Genomic DNA, 16,710 nt, shown 5'->3' on the forward strand with positions numbered 1-16,710 from the left:
TTCAATTACTCTTACCTCTCGTTCATCGCTGTATATAAGAATTTTCTGCACTAAAAAGTATCAATCCGCCGTTAAATGCGCCATTTAAGTGCATCCTACCCGGTCAGAAATTACCTACAAAGAGTTAACGCTAAGTAATTACTCATATCATCAATGAAATGCAACTCTGGCATCCCATTTGCTAATACCAAACTGGCTACACGCCAACAGACAGCGACGGTGCATCACTGGTGCGCTACAAAATTAAAATAGGCTCGACTTTGCCTCACAGGACGCTTTCATGAAGAAAATAATGATTTCAACACTGGTTGCCGCCGCCTCATTAGTGGCATTAGCAGGTCAGGCCCACGCGGGCACTACTTTGGATGCGGTGAAGAAAAAAGGTTTTGTACAATGTGGTATCAGTGATGGATTGCCCGGCTTCTCCTATGCAGATGCCAGCGGCAAGTTCTCTGGTCTGGATGTCGATGTCTGCCGTGGCGTAGCTGCTGCCATCTTTGGTGATGCAGAAAAAGTAAAATACACCCCGCTGACCGCAAAAGAGCGTTTTACCGCCCTGCAATCGGGTGAAGTTGATATTTTGTCACGTAACACCACCTGGACTTCATCCCGTGATGCTGGCATGGGGATGTTATTTACCGGAGTGAACTATTACGACGGTATCGGCTTTCTGACCCACAATAAAGCGGGGCTGAAAAGCGCCAAAGAGCTGGACGGGGCGACGGTGTGTATTCAAGCCGGTACAGATACTGAGTTGAACGTCGCTGATTACTTTAAAGCCAATAAAATGCAATACACTCCAGTTACCTTCGACCGTTCTGACGAAAGTGCCAAGGCATTGGATTCCGGCCGCTGTGACACATTGGCCTCTGACCAATCACAACTGTACGCACTGCGTATCAAGTTAGGTAAACCAGACGAATTTATCGTATTACCGGAAGTTATCTCTAAAGAACCACTGGGGCCGGTTGTGCGCCGGGGTGATGAGGACTGGTTCGCCATCGTGCGCTGGACACTGTTTGCCATGTTAAATGCTGAAGAGATGGGTGTGACGTCGAAAAACGTCGAAGCACTGGCAGCAAAACCAACCACACCGGATATGGCACATCTGTTAGGTCAGGAAGGCAACTATGGTAAAGATCTGAAAGTGCCTAACGATTGGGTGGTTAAAATCGTGAAACAAGTGGGTAACTACGGCGAAAGCTTCGACCGTAACGTCGGTTTGGGCAGTGAGCTGAAAATAAAACGCGGCCAGAATGCGCTGTGGAACAATGGCGGTCTCCAGTACGCGCCTCCGGTTCGCTGATTACTGATTACCTCTCCGGCAGGCCCGCCCTGCCGGATGTATTATCCAGACCGAGGCCCACACTATGTCACAACGCCCAACCGTCAAAGGTGCCTTTTCGCTGACCAATCCAGCGGTACGCGCCTGGTTGTATCAAATTATCGCGCTATTGATACTGATCGGATGCGGTGCGTATCTTTTCCATAACACCATTACCAACCTGTCGACCCGGGGCATCACCTCCGGCTTTGCTTTCCTGAATAACAGCGCCGGTTTTGGTATTGTTCAGCATCTTATCGATTATGAGCAAGGTGATACCTACGGCCGGGTGTTTTTGGTCGGGTTATTCAATACCTTGCTGGTATCAGTATTATGTATTTTCTTTGCGTCGATCCTCGGGTTCTTCCTTGGGCTGGCGCGTTTATCTGATAACTGGCTGTTACGCAAACTGTCCACTATCTATATCGAGACATTCCGTAATATCCCGCCCTTGCTGCAAATCTTCTTCTGGTATTTCGCGGTATTACGCAATCTACCAGGGCCACGACAGAGTCTGGATGCCTTCGGTGTGGCTTTTCTCAGCAACCGTGGCTTGTATCTACCATCACCGGAGTTTGCTGCCGGTTTTATACCCGCCATACTCGCTGTGCTGCTGGCCGTTGTTATCATCGTGGCGCTGTATCGCTATAACCATTTCCGTCAGTTACATACCGGTCAGTTTCACCGCACTTGGCCGATTGCCTTACTACTGTTGATAGCCCTACCAGCAGCGGCCCATTTTCTGTATGGCTCGGCACTGCATTGGGATCTACCGCAGTTACGCGGCTTTAACTTTAAAGGTGGCCTGGTTCTTATCCCTGAATTGGCGGCCTTGACCTTGGCACTGTCGGTTTATACCTCGACCTTTATTGCTGAGGTGATTCGTTCAGGCATTCAGTCCGTGCCCTATGGTCAGCATGAAGCAGCCCGTTCACTGGCGCTGCCCAACACCGTCACCTTGCGCCAAGTTATTCTGCCACAGGCGTTACGAGTCATCATTCCGCCACTCACCAGTCAATACCTGAACATCGTCAAAAACTCCTCACTGGCAGCCGCTATCGGCTATCCAGATATGGTGTCGTTGTTTGCCGGCACAGTGCTGAACCAGACTGGTCAGGCGATAGAAACTATCGCCATTACCATGTCAGTCTATTTGGTTATCAGCCTATCCATTTCATTTTTAATGAATCTCTACAACCGGCGGATCGCGCTGGTAGAGCGCTAAGGGAAGCGAATGACGATGACACTAACCCGTGAACCACCCAGCACAGTACGGCCGGGCAACCCGTTAAGCCGGATGGTGTTTTGGGCGAGAAAGAATTTGTTTTCCAGTTGGACTAATAGTCTGCTGACGCTGCTGTGCCTGCGCCAATTCCCAAACGAAATGCAACAAAGTGACCCACCGGTCAGGTACGGATAAAATAGCCGTATTGACCCTGTCGGAGACCCTGTTGCATGAAGGGAAAACATTTGACTCAGCATGAGCGCTTTTACATCGAAAAACGAAAAGCTGAAGGCGTTAATCAGTCCTGCATTGCCAGAGAGCTCGGCGTCTCTCGCTCTACCCTGAGCCGGGAGCTCAGGCGTAATACGGACCCCGCCTTCAACGGACTTTACTCCTCCAGACGCGCTGATGCCTTAGCCAGACAACGGCGGGGCGCCACCTCGGCACACAATGCCTGTTTCCCTCTGGGCCAGCAGACACAAGACTTTCTCCGGCAGGCGCTGGCTGTACATACCTCCCCTGAGGTTATCTGTGGGAGACTGAAAATCCAGTTTGATATCGCCGTCAGCAAAAATACCCTCTACCGCTATATCCGTTCGGACAGACAGGCTGGCGGTAAGCTTTACCTTCAGCTCCCTCACCGGGGTAAACGCTATCGCTATGATACGGGTGAGCCCGGACGCACGCCCATCCCGGACAGGGTTGGCATTGAGCACAGGCCTGCTGAGGCTGAACTCAAACAGGTTCCCGGGCATGTTGAAATCGATACGATTTTTGGCAAAGACCAGAAGTCATTCCTGCTGACGGTCGTGGACAAAGCCACAAAGCAGGTCATTATCCGTAAACTCCCCAATAAGTGCGCTGAGAGCGTCGTGGAAGCGTTCAGGGACATCGTGGCGAATACTTTCTGCGAGTTTAAAACCCTGACGGCAGATAACGGACCCGAGTTTGCGAAACATAAGGACATCACTCAGGTAACGGGCGCAAAGGTTTACTTTGCCCGGCCTTATCATTCCTGGGAGCGGGGGTTGAATGAGCATACCAACGGTCTGATACGGCGGTTTTATCCGAAAGGAACCGATTTTAATGGCGTCAGCGATGAAGATATTGCGAGACTGGAGCACATCCTCAACACTCGGGGGCGCAAATCTCTGGAATACAGCTCACCGAATGAGGTATTTTTAGAGTATCTACTCGCTGCATAACGCATGATGGTTTGTTGCGTTTCGTTCGGGAATGGGGCGTCTGTGGCTGATGTGGCAATTGATCCCGCCATTACTGAATTGGACTATTTTTAACGCCAACTGGCTAGGTACATCGCGCACTGATTGTACCCGTGAGGGTGCCTGCTGGGTGTTTATTCATGCGCGCTTTGGCCAATTTATGTATGGCCTTTATCCTATTGAGCAGCGTTGGCGCATCAACACCACCTTGATCATCGGATTGCTGACGCTCATTCCATTATTCTGGCGCGCTATGCCACATCGAGGCCGCTATTTGGCGGTGTGGATGGTAGCGTACCCACTGCTGGTATGGTTGATGTTATATGGCGGTTTCCTCGGGTTAACCCGGGTTGAAACCCGCCAGTGGGGCGGCCTGACACTGACGCTGATCATCGCCGCAGTAGGTATTGCCGGTGCGCTACCGCTGGGGATTTTATTGGCCTTGGCCCGCCGTTCGAGTATGCCAGTGGTGCGTATTCTGTCAGTGGTATTTATTGAGTTCTGGCGCGGGGTGCCGCTAATCACCGTGCTGTTTATGTCCTCGGTGATGTTGCCACTGTTTATGACCGAAGGCACCAGCATCGACAAACTGATCCGTGCCTTGGTCGGGGTGGTGTTGTTCCAATCAGCCTATGTGGCAGAAGTGGTGCGTGGCGGGTTACAGGCCTTGCCCAGAGGACAGACCGAAGCCGCCGAGTCACTGGGGCTGGGCTATTGGAAAACCCAAGGGCTGGTTATTTTGCCACAAGCCCTGAAGATGGTGATCCCCGGGTTGGTAAACACCATTATCGCCCTGTTTAAAGATACCAGTCTGGTTATCATCATTGGTCTGTTTGATTTGTTCAGCAGCGTGCAGCAAGCCACCGTCGACCCTGCCTGGTTGGGGATGTCGACCGAAGGCTATGTCTTTGCCGCCGCTGTCTATTGGATTTTCTGTTTCAGCATGTCGCGCTACAGCCAGCATCTGGAAAAGCGCTTTCACACCGGACGTTCCACACATTGAGGCATAACATGAGCGACAATCAGCCAACTCCAGGCGATAAAATGATGATTACGCTGGAAAACGTCAATAAGTGGTACGGGCAGTTCCACGTATTGAAAGATATCAATTTACATGTGCGCCCTGGCGAACGCATCGTACTTTGCGGTCCTTCTGGCTCAGGTAAATCTACCACTATCCGCTGCATCAACCATTTGGAAGAGCATCAGCAGGGGAAAATCATGGTGGATGGCATCGAACTTAACGATGACCTGCGCAATATTGAACGGGTACGTACCGAGGTCGGCATGGTGTTCCAACACTTCAATCTGTTCCCGCACTTAACGGTGATGCAAAACTGCACGCTGGCACCAAGCTGGGTACGTAAGATGCCCAAGAAAGAGGCCGACGAATTGGCAATGCATTATTTAGAACGGGTGCGGATTGCAGAGCACGCCCATAAGTTCCCCGGCCAACTTTCCGGTGGCCAGCAGCAGCGGGTGGCAATCGCCCGTTCGCTGTGTATGAAACCCAAAATCATGCTATTTGATGAACCAACCTCGGCGCTGGACCCTGAGATGGTGAAAGAAGTGCTGGATACCATGATCAGTCTGGCAAATGAAGGCATGACCATGTTGTGTGTAACCCACGAGATGGGTTTTGCCCGCACCGTTGCCGATCGGGTTATTTTTATGGACCGTGGGGAGATAGTGGAACAAGCACCACCCGCCGAATTTTTCTCTAACCCGAAATCAGAGCGCACCCAGGCGTTTCTGGCGCAGGTTATTCATTAACTAATTCATTACGTTGGGTTTTCCATTGAGTACTTGCGGGTGAGGGTATCCTCACCCTTTTTTTGCCTTACTCTGCCACAATATCGTCAAACAGGATTCGGTCACGAGTGATATGCGATTGCGGACACAAGAATATGAACTCGACGTCGGTTTTCGCTGCCAGTTGATGCGCGGTATTAGGGTAGATGCAAAATACAGAACCTTTAGCAAAAACATCTACACGCTTATTTTTTAATTCTCCATCAATGACATCCGCAGTCCAGATAGCACCTTCACCCGAGAGAATAATATACCACTCCTCATCTTGAGCATGACTATGGCAACTCACGCGCTTGCCTTGCTTAACGCGAGTTCCATAAGCCTGCAAACCTTCTTTCTTAAACATTTCTGCAATTGAGATCCCAACGACGGGATCTTCTATAGCATTATCATAATTAAAACCGGATATATTGATCATGTAACACTTCCTTGTGGAAAATAGAGTAAATAATAAACTAGACTGCAAAGGGTAATCGTTATTTAATAACTTAACAACCCCCATTAATACTAAAACATTACCAATAATTAAATAGTAAATTAATTAAATGGTGAAATAATGAAAACTAACTTATTAGAGTCACTTAACGTTTTAATTCGCTTTTGGGCACAGAGTTCAGAGCCTTGGGGAGCGAAAGATAATAATTCAATATTTATTTATGCAAATAAAAAATACCATGAATTATTATCCTTACCGGATAAATTCAACGTAGAAGGACGACTCGATGGCGAACTCCCGGCATCAACATCGGAGTTTCAAAATGAATTTCAACAACATGACCGTAAGGTAGAGTTATCGCAAGATCGTATAACGTCAGTTGAAATACATGCATTTGAGGGGCACCCCTATTTTCAACCTTGGTTTTTTGATAAATATCCATTAATTGATGAAAATGGCGTATCTGTAGGAACTATTTTTCATGGTCGAGCGGTAGATAATATGATATTAACTCATTTAAATAAAATAAAAACACCCACATCTCTTGTATTCACACCACCATCTGACTTATTTTCCAGAAGAGAGTGGGAAGTGTTATTTTATCTTCTACATTCATTTTCCCATGTGGATATCGCCAGAAAAATTCATCTATCACCCAGAACCATCAGTAATACCATCCAAAGTCTCTATAGAAAAACAGGGGTTTCCAGCAAACGACAAATCATAGAATACTGCCATGAGAAAAATATCAATAATTATATTCCTCAGAGTTTCTTTGAATACACAGGTTCCTTCCCATTAACATAAAACCAATATCGAGTGACTCGTCCTTAAGGGTTGCTATTACCATAATAGAATATTTTATTGATTAGTGCGGGCCGCAAAGTTGATTCCGTTAGATAAACCGGCCACCGAACGGCAGCCGGATTTAAGAAACGTTAACCCTCTTTTTCGATCAGTAACGCTTCCAGCAAATCCAAATCGTGCAGCAGTTTTTGCAGCGTTTCATTGCTGATTTTCTGCGTCGCACGCAGGTGATACAGTTCCCCACGCTCGGCTCGTAATGCGGTTAAACGAAAACGCCGCTCCAGATTCTCAACCAGCAAGGTGTTCTCAATTTCATCCTTACTGCCGGTACGCCGTCGCAATGTCCCGATAACTCGTGAACTGATCTCTTTTAGCAACTCCGGGTCAATATTCTCCTCGCTGCTGGCTGCCAGCCGCTCTTCCATTTTATTCAGGCTAACAATTGCCACCTCGGCAGTCGCCGCCCGAGCGAAACGCACTTCTTCACGGCTGGCACTTTTATCTGCTACCACCACACCACGCAGCAATGGCGGCAAAGCAATCACCCCGATAATAACCGACAGCAGAATCACGCCGGTGGCGATAAATACCAACTGGTAACGGGATGGGAAGGCTGAACCATCGCTGAGGAATAACGGAATAGAGAGGACACCGGCAAGAGTAATCGCTCCCCGTACCCCTGCAAACGATGCCACCCACAGTTCACGTGTGGTGTAATTGCCAAACTCCAGTGGCCGTTTGGTCAGGATGCGTTTACTGATTTTCTTCATCGACCATAGCCAGCTAAAGCGCAGTACCAACAACGCACCATAAATAATGGCAACATCCGCGAAGAGGTTCCAGGTTTGAATGGTTGGGTCCAGTTCAGCCTGTATGATTGATGTTTCCAAAATCCCCGGTAATTGCAGCCCCAACAGGATGAACACCATGCCGTTAAACACAAACTCCAGCATCGACCACACGCTGTCGGCACGTAACCGCATCGTCAATGGTGCGTTTCGGATAACCCCGGACTGACTGATGGTCATCCCTGCCGCCACTGCGGCCAGAATGCCGGAGACGCCAATATGCTCAGCAATCAGATAAGAAGCGAATGGCAACAGCAGCAGTAAGACAATTTGTGTTGCCGGATCATCACCACTCCAGCGGCTCATCAGGCGCAGTGACTTACTGTATAGCCAGGTTACCGCCACACCAGCCAGCAGGCCACCAATCGCCACTTTTAGGAACTCAAGTGTGGCACCAGACACGGTAAAGACCATCGTCCCCATTGCCACCGCAATGGCAAACTTTAGCGCAACCAGACCAGAGGCATCATTCATCAACGCCTCCCCTTCTAATACGCCCATAATCGATTTAGGTATGCGCCCTTTCCCCACAATGCCGGATAATGCCACAGCATCGGTTGGCGACAATACCGCCGCCAGTGCAAACGCGGCTACCAGCGGAATACCCGGCACCATCCAGTAAATCAGATAGCCGATACCCACCACGGTGACCAGCACCAATGCCAGCGCCAGACCAAATATCTCCCGCCCATGGTGAATAAACTCTCGTGTCGGTGTTTTCCAGCCGTCGGCAAAGAGCAGCGGTGGAATAAACAGCACCAGGAATAATTCCGGGTCAAAATCGACATGCAAACCAAAGTGGGGAAAGGCCAACAAGGCACCACAGACAATCTGCATCAGAGGAAGGGGGATTTGAAACGGCAACATCCGAGTGACAACGCCGGAAAGCGACACCACCAGAATCAGGATGAGGATTGTAAAAAAAATTTCCATGCTTTCCTTAGACTCAACTCAACACAACTCAATATAAGATTTAACCTCACCCGCCCGTAGACAGGGCCGGAGTTTAGCTTTTGATAGTAGATCACTTTTTTGTTAAACGGGGAAAAAACCTGTAACTGATGGCAGGAAAAAACAAAGAAAATAGGGTTATTAAAAACCGCTGTGGCATCGGGACAGCGTCACCCCGATGCCAGCAAAAACTCATCGCTTAGATTGCCCAGCCACCCGCATAGAATGCCACTAACGCGATAGCGATAATCACGGTACCGATATTCAGTTTACGCCATTCACCGGAACAGATACGGCCAATAACCAGCGAGCTGAAGCCCAACATAATACCGGTGACGATATTACAAGTCAGCACGATAAACACAGCACAAAGCAGGCCAGACATCGCATCAACAAAGTCTTCGAAATCCAGTTTGGAGACGTTGCTCAACATCAGCAACCCTACATACATCAGAGCCGGTGCCGTCGCATAAGCCGGAACCAAATAGGATAGTGGCGACAGGAACAGCATCAGCAGGAACAAAATACCTACCACGGTGGCGGTCAAACCGGTTTTACCACCAGCGGCAGTACCGGCGGCAGATTCGATATAAACCGCAGCAGGCGCAGCGCCCACCAAACCAGCAAAAATGCTGCTAACGGAGTCAGATGTCAGAGCTTTACCGCCGCTGATGATCTGGCCGTCTTTATCCAACAAATTAGCCTGACCCGCTACCGCGCGGATAGTCCCGGTGGCATCAAATACAGCAGTCATCACTAATGCCAATACACTTGGCAGCACCACAGGTTTCAATGCACCCATGATATCAAGGCTGAAAATCAATGAATTACCGTTAGCATCCGCCAGGCTAGGCATCGCAAACAGCCCTTGATAGGTCACACTCGGATCAAAAATCAGGCCGATAACCGAGATGGCGATGATCACCAGCAGAATGCCACCCGGCACTCGCAGTTTTTCCAGACCGAAAATCACCGCCAGCCCTAGCAAAGTCATTATGACCGGGAAAGAGGTAAATGCACCCAGTGCAACCGGTAAACCTTCAATCGGGTTTTTGATAACCAGGCCGACACCGTTTGCTGCAATCAGCAACAGGAACAAGCCGATACCGATACCGGTACCATGTGCCACGCCCATCGGCAAATTACGCAATATCCATGAACGGATACCGGTCACAGAGATAATAGTGAACAGCACCCCCATCAGGAATACTGCCCCCAATGCCACAGGAATACTGATGTGTTGCCCCAGCACCAAGCTGAATGCCGTAAACGCTGTCAGTGATATGGCGCAACCAATCGCCATCGGCAAGTTGGCCCACAACCCCATCAACAAAGAACCAAGACCGGCAACCAGACAGGTTGCCACAAACACCGCTGTTGGTGGGAAACCCGCTTTGCCAAGCATACTTGGTACAACAATGACCGAGTAGACCATGGCGAGAAAGGTTGTCAGGCCAGCCAGCACTTCCTGGCGTACATTACTGCCGCGTTCACTAAGCTTGAAAAATGCATCAAGCGAACCTTTTGGCGTTACTGCCCGGTTCACTTGAGGGTTGGTGCTAGACATGGTTATGTCCCCTGTGTGTCATTTTAAAGTAGTCAGCAAGTCAGGCGCCCTTCCCTACGTAATCGTTTCCGTTTTTGCCGATTAACTCGACAACGCCTCCAACATCTTCATGGTGGAGAAAATAGCAAACGATTAGCTGGAAGCACGCATGACTGAAAAAAATCGAAGAAAAACTACAATAAGCGTCATTGTTGCAGGCAGTTTGGACGCGGCCAGCGCGCAAAAACCGGAGCGTACACTCGGTACGTGAGGATTTTTAGCACTGCCCAAGTTCAAAATGGCAAATAAAATAGCCTTATTGTAAGGCAAACGATTATCTAGCTATTCGTAGCGACTAATCAACACCAGATAGCGACATTTATTGCATTTTTTTACATTAATTTGTCGGGGGAGCATTAATTTGACGGGAAACAAAAGTGTGAGTAGCCTCACACTCATTTACTTTGCGTGGCAATGATGCCGAATCATCGGTTATCAGCCTTCCAGTTTGTAGGCTCCGCCCTTCTCAATCGCCTGTTGGTAGGCTGGGCGCTGATGAATGCGCACTAAGAAATCTTGCAGTTTCAGGAACCCCTCAAGACCACCACGGGTGTTGATTGCCTCGATAGGAAAACTCATCTGAATATCCGCCGCGCTGAAATCACTGCCAGCAAACCACTGATTATTCGTCAAATGCTGTTCCAGATAATCGCGGTGAGTAGCAATTTGCTTATTCAGATAACTTTTCTGTACGCCATCACCCAGAGCCTTGGCAACCGGGCGAATAATCCACGGCACAGGCGGCCCACCCAATCGGCTAAAGATAAGTTTCATCACCAGCAATGGCATCAATGAACCTTCGGCATAATGCATCCAGTAACGGAACTGTTGACGATCATAGTGACCGGTGGGTTTAAATAGCCCCTGTGCATCATAGGTTTCCTGTAAATACTCAATAATGGCACCAGACTCCGCCAAGGTGAGATCACCGTCAGTAATCACTGGTGATTTTCCCAATGGATGGATTTTTTTCAATTCTGGTGGTGCCAGTAAGCTGCCGGGGTCGCGCTGATAGCGCTTCAACTCATAAGGAACTTGCAGTTCCTCCAGCATCCACAAGATACGTTGTGAACGTGAATTATTCAGATGGTGAACCGTGACCATGACCAAGCTCCATATGATGAACATAAGAGTATTGATTATAGTGATAAAAGAATTTTTTGGTTTGCAAAGCTGCCAATACCAATTTTAAGAAAGCAAAACAGATATATCGAGGTATAAAAATCTCATCCCTCAGGCGCGGCTTAAAACCAACAAAAAGCCCCGCCAAGGCAGGGCTTTATTTTCCTAATCAGCACTGTTGTGCTTAAAAAACAGCGCAATCAGAAGGGGAAAGGACAGCTGAGATTGAGAATGTAAAGTTTTATCCCCGGCCCCAAGGCGATTTGGAGTAATAATCTAATTGAAATTCTCTTGAACGTAAATTATCAATCCAAAAAAAGCAATATATTTGTCAAAACCTTACTGTGCTTGGCCTCACGATCGAGCCCCTTCGCTGTCTCAGCAGCTCCTGTGAGGCCATAAGCCCGAACCTATAGTGACCACTCACGGGCATCATTACAAGTCGAAATAGACCGGTGAGCAACTTCTTCAGTCAGCGGGCTTAGTACTGGATGTCTATTTGCAAAAGCTTAAAATCTTTGAGCTTAGAATTAATGACGGCGATAAGCTTCCTTCTTTCTATATTATACTGTCCGGCTCGCTCGGCTAAATGGCCGGGGGCTTTTGACTCTCTCTTTACATCTCGAAGAAAAGACTGATACAGCGTCTCTAGAGAGGATTCTATTTTGCAAACGAATTTTTGATATTGTTCGTCGCCAATCATGCTGGACGGGATGGTTTGCGCCACTAAACTTCTTGACCAATTATCGTAGAGAAACCCTGTTTTTAACATTGCTTTCGTCGCAACTAAGGCTTGCTGAAAATCCGGATAATCTCTCTCATGAATAAAGTTATCAGTGAATGCATTTCGATCAAAAGACAATCTAACTGCAGCCAGATGATTTTTAATTTCAGACGCACCGAAGCTTTCTTGAAAAGCCATGTAGCTTGACGACATAACCGCATGCGACCTATTGATGAATTGATTAATCTCATCCCAAAACCATAGCTGGACTTTGAACTTTATCGTCCCTGAAGAATTTAGTAGATTGACATGATTTTGTAGCTTTGCATCCGTCCTTGCTGTTGTGGCAATAATGAAAAGGTCTAGGGCAGGGGTAAATTTCCTCGCCTTAATTATTTCGTCATCGACATGCTTAATTGTTAAACTAGGATTCTTAGTTTCTTTGCACTGTATCCCTATACACTTTTCAAGAATATCAGTCGCATATACATCAACCCCATCCTGACGCTGCCCTTGCCTACCATACTCTTGAACGGACTCTCCAACGTATTTTGATCTTGCCACATCACCCATCAATGTTTGAAAGTCCTGCCAATTAGCAGGTGGAGGCATGAAAATTTGGATTTGATTCATTCTTGACCTTTATATTAGCGCTAGCTTTATGAAATCAAATAACCACAAGCATATCACATAGTCAGTGGGATTTTATTCGTACTTTTGTCACGTTTAATCTACGCTCATGCTTAAGCCACTGAAGTTTGTGTATCAAATCAGGATCACGACATAAAATGAGTAAAGGTGACATGATCTGTACGCATGTTACGAAGCTTATAACATTGTGTCTATGGCCTGCTTGCTGTCGAGTACTGCCAACAAAATGACTGGCTCGGGTCAACTTCTGCCCGTCGAGGTAACTTGTGCGCTGGTCAACTCCCATGCAAATCATTGGTCAGGGCAATAAAGTCACCCCCACATGAGACGAATACACTCAACTTCTTGTTCCTTTGCATGAGGGATATTTAGAACACCCCCAGAATTTAGTGCCCGCTCGTTTCCCCTTGCGAGCTGTGCGCCGTATCATTGGCGCAGCACATACAGGACAGGAATTCGATGCTGACGACACTGAAGGGCCGATTGCAGAGGAACGAGCAGGAGTCGCCGTCGCCTGATTTCGAGAAGATTGCACGATGGAGCTTTTCGGAATTTCAATTGTAACGACCGCAGGTGAAGGCACTTTAATCCCTAATGCCGTGCAGTCCTGTTGTGCCTTTGCTCGATCGGAAAGTGCCTGTAAGAAAGATTGATCTGGCGCAGTCCTAGCTAAGACGCATCGTGGTGCTGCAACTTGTAACGCAGCTAGGCCCGAACGAAGCTTTTTCTGCAAATCATTCTGTTTAGCCGCTGATGCGGAGCGCGCTGCGCTCTCGGCTTGGACATCAGATGGATTTGAAGAAGTGTTATAGCGGAACTTAGCTTCGTGACTCTGGCGCCATGCAAGCATTTTTCCAGTCAATGCCTCACCAAACCCCGGCACCGCCCGAACAGCAGAAGCCGTAATATCAGCAGCGGTCTCGATACCAAAGGAAGCCAAAGTAGCAGTCTTCGCAGGCCCGATACCTGGTATTGTTGCGCGTCTTATCAGGAACCGATCCAAGAAGTCTATTCGCTGACGCGCCTCACGTGTCGACTTCAGCTTTATCAGCACCTGCGCGAGATCCCCCTCAACCTGCCGATATTGGGACACACAATCTTCCAATTCGGCACGTAAAACAAAAATCTCCTTCAAGCCAATTCGCTGCAAATGTGCCATGGAAAGCAAACGCACCCGACTATCAGCATCCACGTAAGACTTGAGAAATGGCGCTGAATCCACCTTGGCCTTAGTGAGCAACGCGACTAGACCGAAAAGGCCCAGGCCTCCCCACAGGAGTCCTAACAGAGGCACGCTTATAAAGCCGATGATTGCCGCCAGGAGTGCTAGGACGCCGTAGATGGCTTTCTTTTGACCGTTGTTTTTTACATGTTTAACTGCCGCACTGGGCGTGGCTACATTTCCGCTCCAGGTAGGCAGGACCTCTTCAGGCCGAGGGATACGTACCGCTTTGATAGCTGCCCATACAGCGTCAAGATCGAAAGGGCCCGCAGTAGGAACACTCCCCACGACGAGCCCCAGCGGGAACATTTCGAAGCCGGACTGACTTGCGAGCCGACACCAAAGACAACTCCCTGCAGCACTAGGAAAGTAGTGAGTCGGTACATTTGCACATTGACGCAGGCCTGCTTCGAGGCCTTGAAGCAAACTTACCCACGCAACCGGATCCGGACGAGAGGCAGCAGCAAGACCGAAAGCCGACTCAAATGCGGCGGCAACCAATGGAGGGAAATCCGCCAATAGCACCGAGCCGGGCGGGGGGGTGGTACGTGTATCGTTGCGTCGCTCAACTGAAAAGGCAAAGCGGTTCTGTGCAATCGACTGTCCTAGACTGAGATCCGCACCACTAAAACGGCCGGAATAGGGGTGCTTACCCATGACCAGCAATTGGAAGATGGCAACTGCAAGACCAAAGTTGTCATGAGCCTGAGTGCGTTTGACACTACTAAAGCTAATTCCATGGAGTTCTGGCGGCGTAAAGTCTTCCATACCAACAACACAAGGATAGGACTGCCCGTTCAAACTAAACTGAAAACTATCGGCATCAATCAGTGCAACGGTGGCGTCCTGAGCTACCAGAACCCCGGAATGGTTGAGATCCCCAATTATACAGCCCGCTTGATGCACTGTTGCGACGGCACGCGCGACGTTTTGCGCAACACGCACTAGAAACCGATAGTCTGCTTTGGGGAATTGGATTTTGCGTGATTTCGGGCTGTACAGCTCATGAAGCGGCCTGTATCCCGAGACAAGCCGCATAGAAAAACCAGCGAAGTTACCCGAAGAATCAGTAACTATCTCAGATGGGAAAGCCACCAAAGTGGTCGCATCCGCCAACCGCCCCTCTACCATCGCCCTAACCTTACTTTCGCGAGAGCGCCTAAGCTCAGCCTTGTAGATTTTCACTGCACGATCGGCACGTCCCACCAGCGCGTACACATCCCCCTCGCCTCCTTTGCCGAGGCGCTTATCGATCTGCTCATTCTTACCGGCGATCCTTACCGGCGGCGCATTCATCGACATGAAACGAGGATGAGGGTTTTGTCATCATCCGTCCGCTCACAGATCGCAGGACTGTTCAGGTATCGAGCAAGTGCGCCTGACAACTCAACCAAGCGCCCCTCCACTGCTACCTGGTCTACCGGCTTAATCATCGGATCAAAGAACCGAGCAAAGGGCTGCTGTGTTGCTTGCTCCAAAGCGACTGACTCCAACCCATCCGAAAATAAAGCGAAGGCGTCATACTCAAAATCCAAACTAAAGGTTCGCAACCTAACTTCAGGATCATCCGTAACAAAGTAGGTCGTCGACGCGAACTCTCCGTTTTCTGGCCAGCATAAGGCCTCCCATACACCAGCCTTACGAGCGACAAGCGCACTGTCGCCGATCTGCAAAGCCAAGACACGCCCTTTGAAAACCACGAGCATCACCAGCGTAGCAGCGAACTGTCGCCGGGTAACACCACGCCGTGCTGCTGCCTCGGAGAGACGGTCTCGCACCAGATCAATCCAACACAGGATCAGCTCATTATCTGGCAAGCTGTCATTACGTCCGAACCATGATCGGAAGTTAGCTATCAGGCTGCGGCAAACCAAGGACGCGCCTTGCCCACCGTAACTCGCGCTGCCCGCCCCGTCGGAGACCACCGCACAGAACGTATGCGAGTTGATCCGAGTAACGCTGTAGGCATCCTGCTTTCGCGTCCCAATGCGTTGATGGGACGTGCCGATACATGAAGCCGCAGCCCAACGCCAGCGAGGGTTATCCAGCAACGGCCCAGCCCTCTGGACCAGTCGGGTTGGCGAGAGGAACAGCATCCCCCGGGTTGGACTGCGATACGGCGCTTAGCGAGCTGGAAAGCCAAGCAAAGAGCTCGCGAAACGCCAATCCCTTCAGCTTCAATGGCTGACGTGTACCCAACTGAGAAAGAGAAGTCATATCCGCACCGTCAACACCAACAGAGTAGAACATGAATTCCTTACGCTCCTCACCTTCATGGACGCGTCGGCGCGCCTCCTGCCAATCATCAGTTGGAGCACCATCGGTAATTAGAAATACCCAAGGACGGTAGTACTTCACGCCATTGGAGCGGTAACGGTCCTTTCGTTCGCGCAATAGATCCAGTGCCCGCACAACAGCTTCTCCCATTGGCGTCACACCACTTGCTTCCAGCACCTCGGGGAAAAATCCATCGACCGTCGTAAACTCAGTACGAACGTTGACGGGACCAAAGGTCACCACTGCCAACTCCACACGTTTCGCCGCCATCGCATCAGCGTACAGGTCATCTTTGAATGACTGCAAAGCATCGTTCAGCATCTGGATGGGCGCACCATTCATAGATCCAGATGTGTCCAACAAAAGTATGCAAGGGCACCGTTGCTCGGGATTTTCAGCAAACTCTGCGTCTGCAAACGGCTGCTGCTCGAAATCGCTCATGTTGTCCCTTTATCCTTTTCCATGACGAGACTGTCGTGATA

14 protein-coding genes and 1 pseudogene are annotated in these 16,710 nt (G+C 49.3%); 7 read left to right on the forward strand and 8 right to left on the reverse strand.

Features of this window, described 5'->3' with window-relative positions:
• The first annotated feature begins 280 nt into the window (after window positions 1-280).
• From ACWJJO_RS20580 to ACWJJO_RS20605, 6 genes and pseudogenes are all read left to right on the forward strand, one after another.
• Window positions 281-1,306, forward strand: a complete 1,026-nt coding sequence (locus ACWJJO_RS20580) for an amino acid ABC transporter substrate-binding protein (protein ID WP_083162157.1) — start codon at window positions 281-283, stop codon at window positions 1,304-1,306.
• A 64-nt stretch (window positions 1,307-1,370) separates the two neighbouring features.
• Window positions 1,371-2,549, forward strand: a complete 1,179-nt coding sequence (locus tag ACWJJO_RS20585; RefSeq protein WP_481091472.1) for an amino acid ABC transporter permease — start codon at window positions 1,371-1,373, stop codon at window positions 2,547-2,549.
• 9 nt (window positions 2,550-2,558) lie between these two features.
• A pseudogene (locus ACWJJO_RS20590) lies at window positions 2,559-2,690 on the forward strand (amino acid ABC transporter permease); the annotation flags it as partial.
• An 89-nt stretch (window positions 2,691-2,779) separates the two neighbouring features.
• Window positions 2,780-3,754, forward strand: a complete 975-nt coding sequence (locus tag ACWJJO_RS20595; RefSeq protein WP_481090511.1) for an IS30 family transposase — start codon at window positions 2,780-2,782, stop codon at window positions 3,752-3,754.
• Window positions 3,755-3,785: 31 nt separating this feature from the next.
• Window positions 3,786-4,775, forward strand: a complete 990-nt coding sequence (locus tag ACWJJO_RS20600; RefSeq protein ID WP_481091473.1) for an amino acid ABC transporter permease — start codon at window positions 3,786-3,788, stop codon at window positions 4,773-4,775.
• A gap of 8 nt (window positions 4,776-4,783) precedes the next feature.
• Complete coding sequence (locus ACWJJO_RS20605; protein ID WP_042568985.1) at window positions 4,784-5,545, forward strand: amino acid ABC transporter ATP-binding protein; 762 nt, start codon at window positions 4,784-4,786, stop codon at window positions 5,543-5,545.
• A gap of 67 nt (window positions 5,546-5,612) precedes the next feature.
• On the opposite strand, the gene ACWJJO_RS20610 is transcribed toward ACWJJO_RS20605, so the two are convergent.
• Window positions 5,613-6,002, reverse strand: coding sequence for a cupin domain-containing protein (locus ACWJJO_RS20610; RefSeq protein ID WP_442820451.1), 390 nt, complete (start codon window positions 6,000-6,002; stop codon window positions 5,613-5,615).
• Between the two features lie 138 nt (window positions 6,003-6,140).
• Here ACWJJO_RS20610 and ACWJJO_RS20615 point away from each other — a divergent pair, with 138 nt between their 5' ends.
• Window positions 6,141-6,827 carry a helix-turn-helix transcriptional regulator gene (locus ACWJJO_RS20615; RefSeq protein WP_083162149.1) on the forward strand — a complete coding sequence of 229 codons (687 nt, stop codon included), beginning with the start codon at window positions 6,141-6,143 and terminating at the stop codon, window positions 6,825-6,827.
• Window positions 6,828-6,958: 131 nt separating this feature from the next.
• Here the strand turns inward: ACWJJO_RS20615 and ACWJJO_RS20620 are convergent, their stop codons facing one another.
• From ACWJJO_RS20620 to ACWJJO_RS20650, 7 genes are all read right to left on the reverse strand, one after another.
• Window positions 6,959-8,608 carry a Na+/H+ antiporter gene (locus ACWJJO_RS20620; protein ID WP_083162147.1) on the reverse strand — a complete coding sequence of 550 codons (1,650 nt, stop codon included), beginning with the start codon at window positions 8,606-8,608 and terminating at the stop codon, window positions 6,959-6,961.
• A 217-nt stretch (window positions 8,609-8,825) separates the two neighbouring features.
• On the reverse strand, window positions 8,826-10,193 hold the full coding sequence (locus ACWJJO_RS20625; protein WP_083162145.1) for an NCS2 family permease: 1,368 nt from the start codon (window positions 10,191-10,193) through the stop codon (window positions 8,826-8,828).
• Between the two features lie 474 nt (window positions 10,194-10,667).
• Window positions 10,668-11,336, reverse strand: a complete 669-nt coding sequence (locus ACWJJO_RS20630; RefSeq protein ID WP_481091474.1) for a glutathione S-transferase family protein — start codon at window positions 11,334-11,336, stop codon at window positions 10,668-10,670.
• Window positions 11,337-11,835: 499 nt separating this feature from the next.
• The gene (locus ACWJJO_RS20635) at window positions 11,836-12,711 is read right to left on the reverse strand and encodes a hypothetical protein (protein WP_481091475.1); all 876 of its coding nucleotides are present in this window, start codon (window positions 12,709-12,711) and stop codon (window positions 11,836-11,838) included.
• 355 nt (window positions 12,712-13,066) lie between these two features.
• The gene (locus tag ACWJJO_RS20640; protein WP_481091476.1) at window positions 13,067-15,247 is read right to left on the reverse strand and encodes a protein kinase domain-containing protein; all 2,181 of its coding nucleotides are present in this window, start codon (window positions 15,245-15,247) and stop codon (window positions 13,067-13,069) included.
• A complete protein-coding gene (locus ACWJJO_RS20645) occupies window positions 15,244-16,002 on the reverse strand; it encodes a PP2C family serine/threonine-protein phosphatase (protein ID WP_481091477.1) in 759 nt (252 codons plus the stop codon). The genes ACWJJO_RS20640 and ACWJJO_RS20645 overlap by 4 nt, the downstream gene beginning before the upstream one ends.
• The gene (locus ACWJJO_RS20650; RefSeq protein WP_024678116.1) at window positions 15,992-16,669 is read right to left on the reverse strand and encodes a vWA domain-containing protein; all 678 of its coding nucleotides are present in this window, start codon (window positions 16,667-16,669) and stop codon (window positions 15,992-15,994) included. Before ACWJJO_RS20650 ends, ACWJJO_RS20645 begins: the two co-directional genes overlap by 11 nt.
• Between the last annotated feature and the right edge of the window lie 41 nt (window positions 16,670-16,710).

Source organism: Yersinia antarctica, from assembly GCF_056636475.1.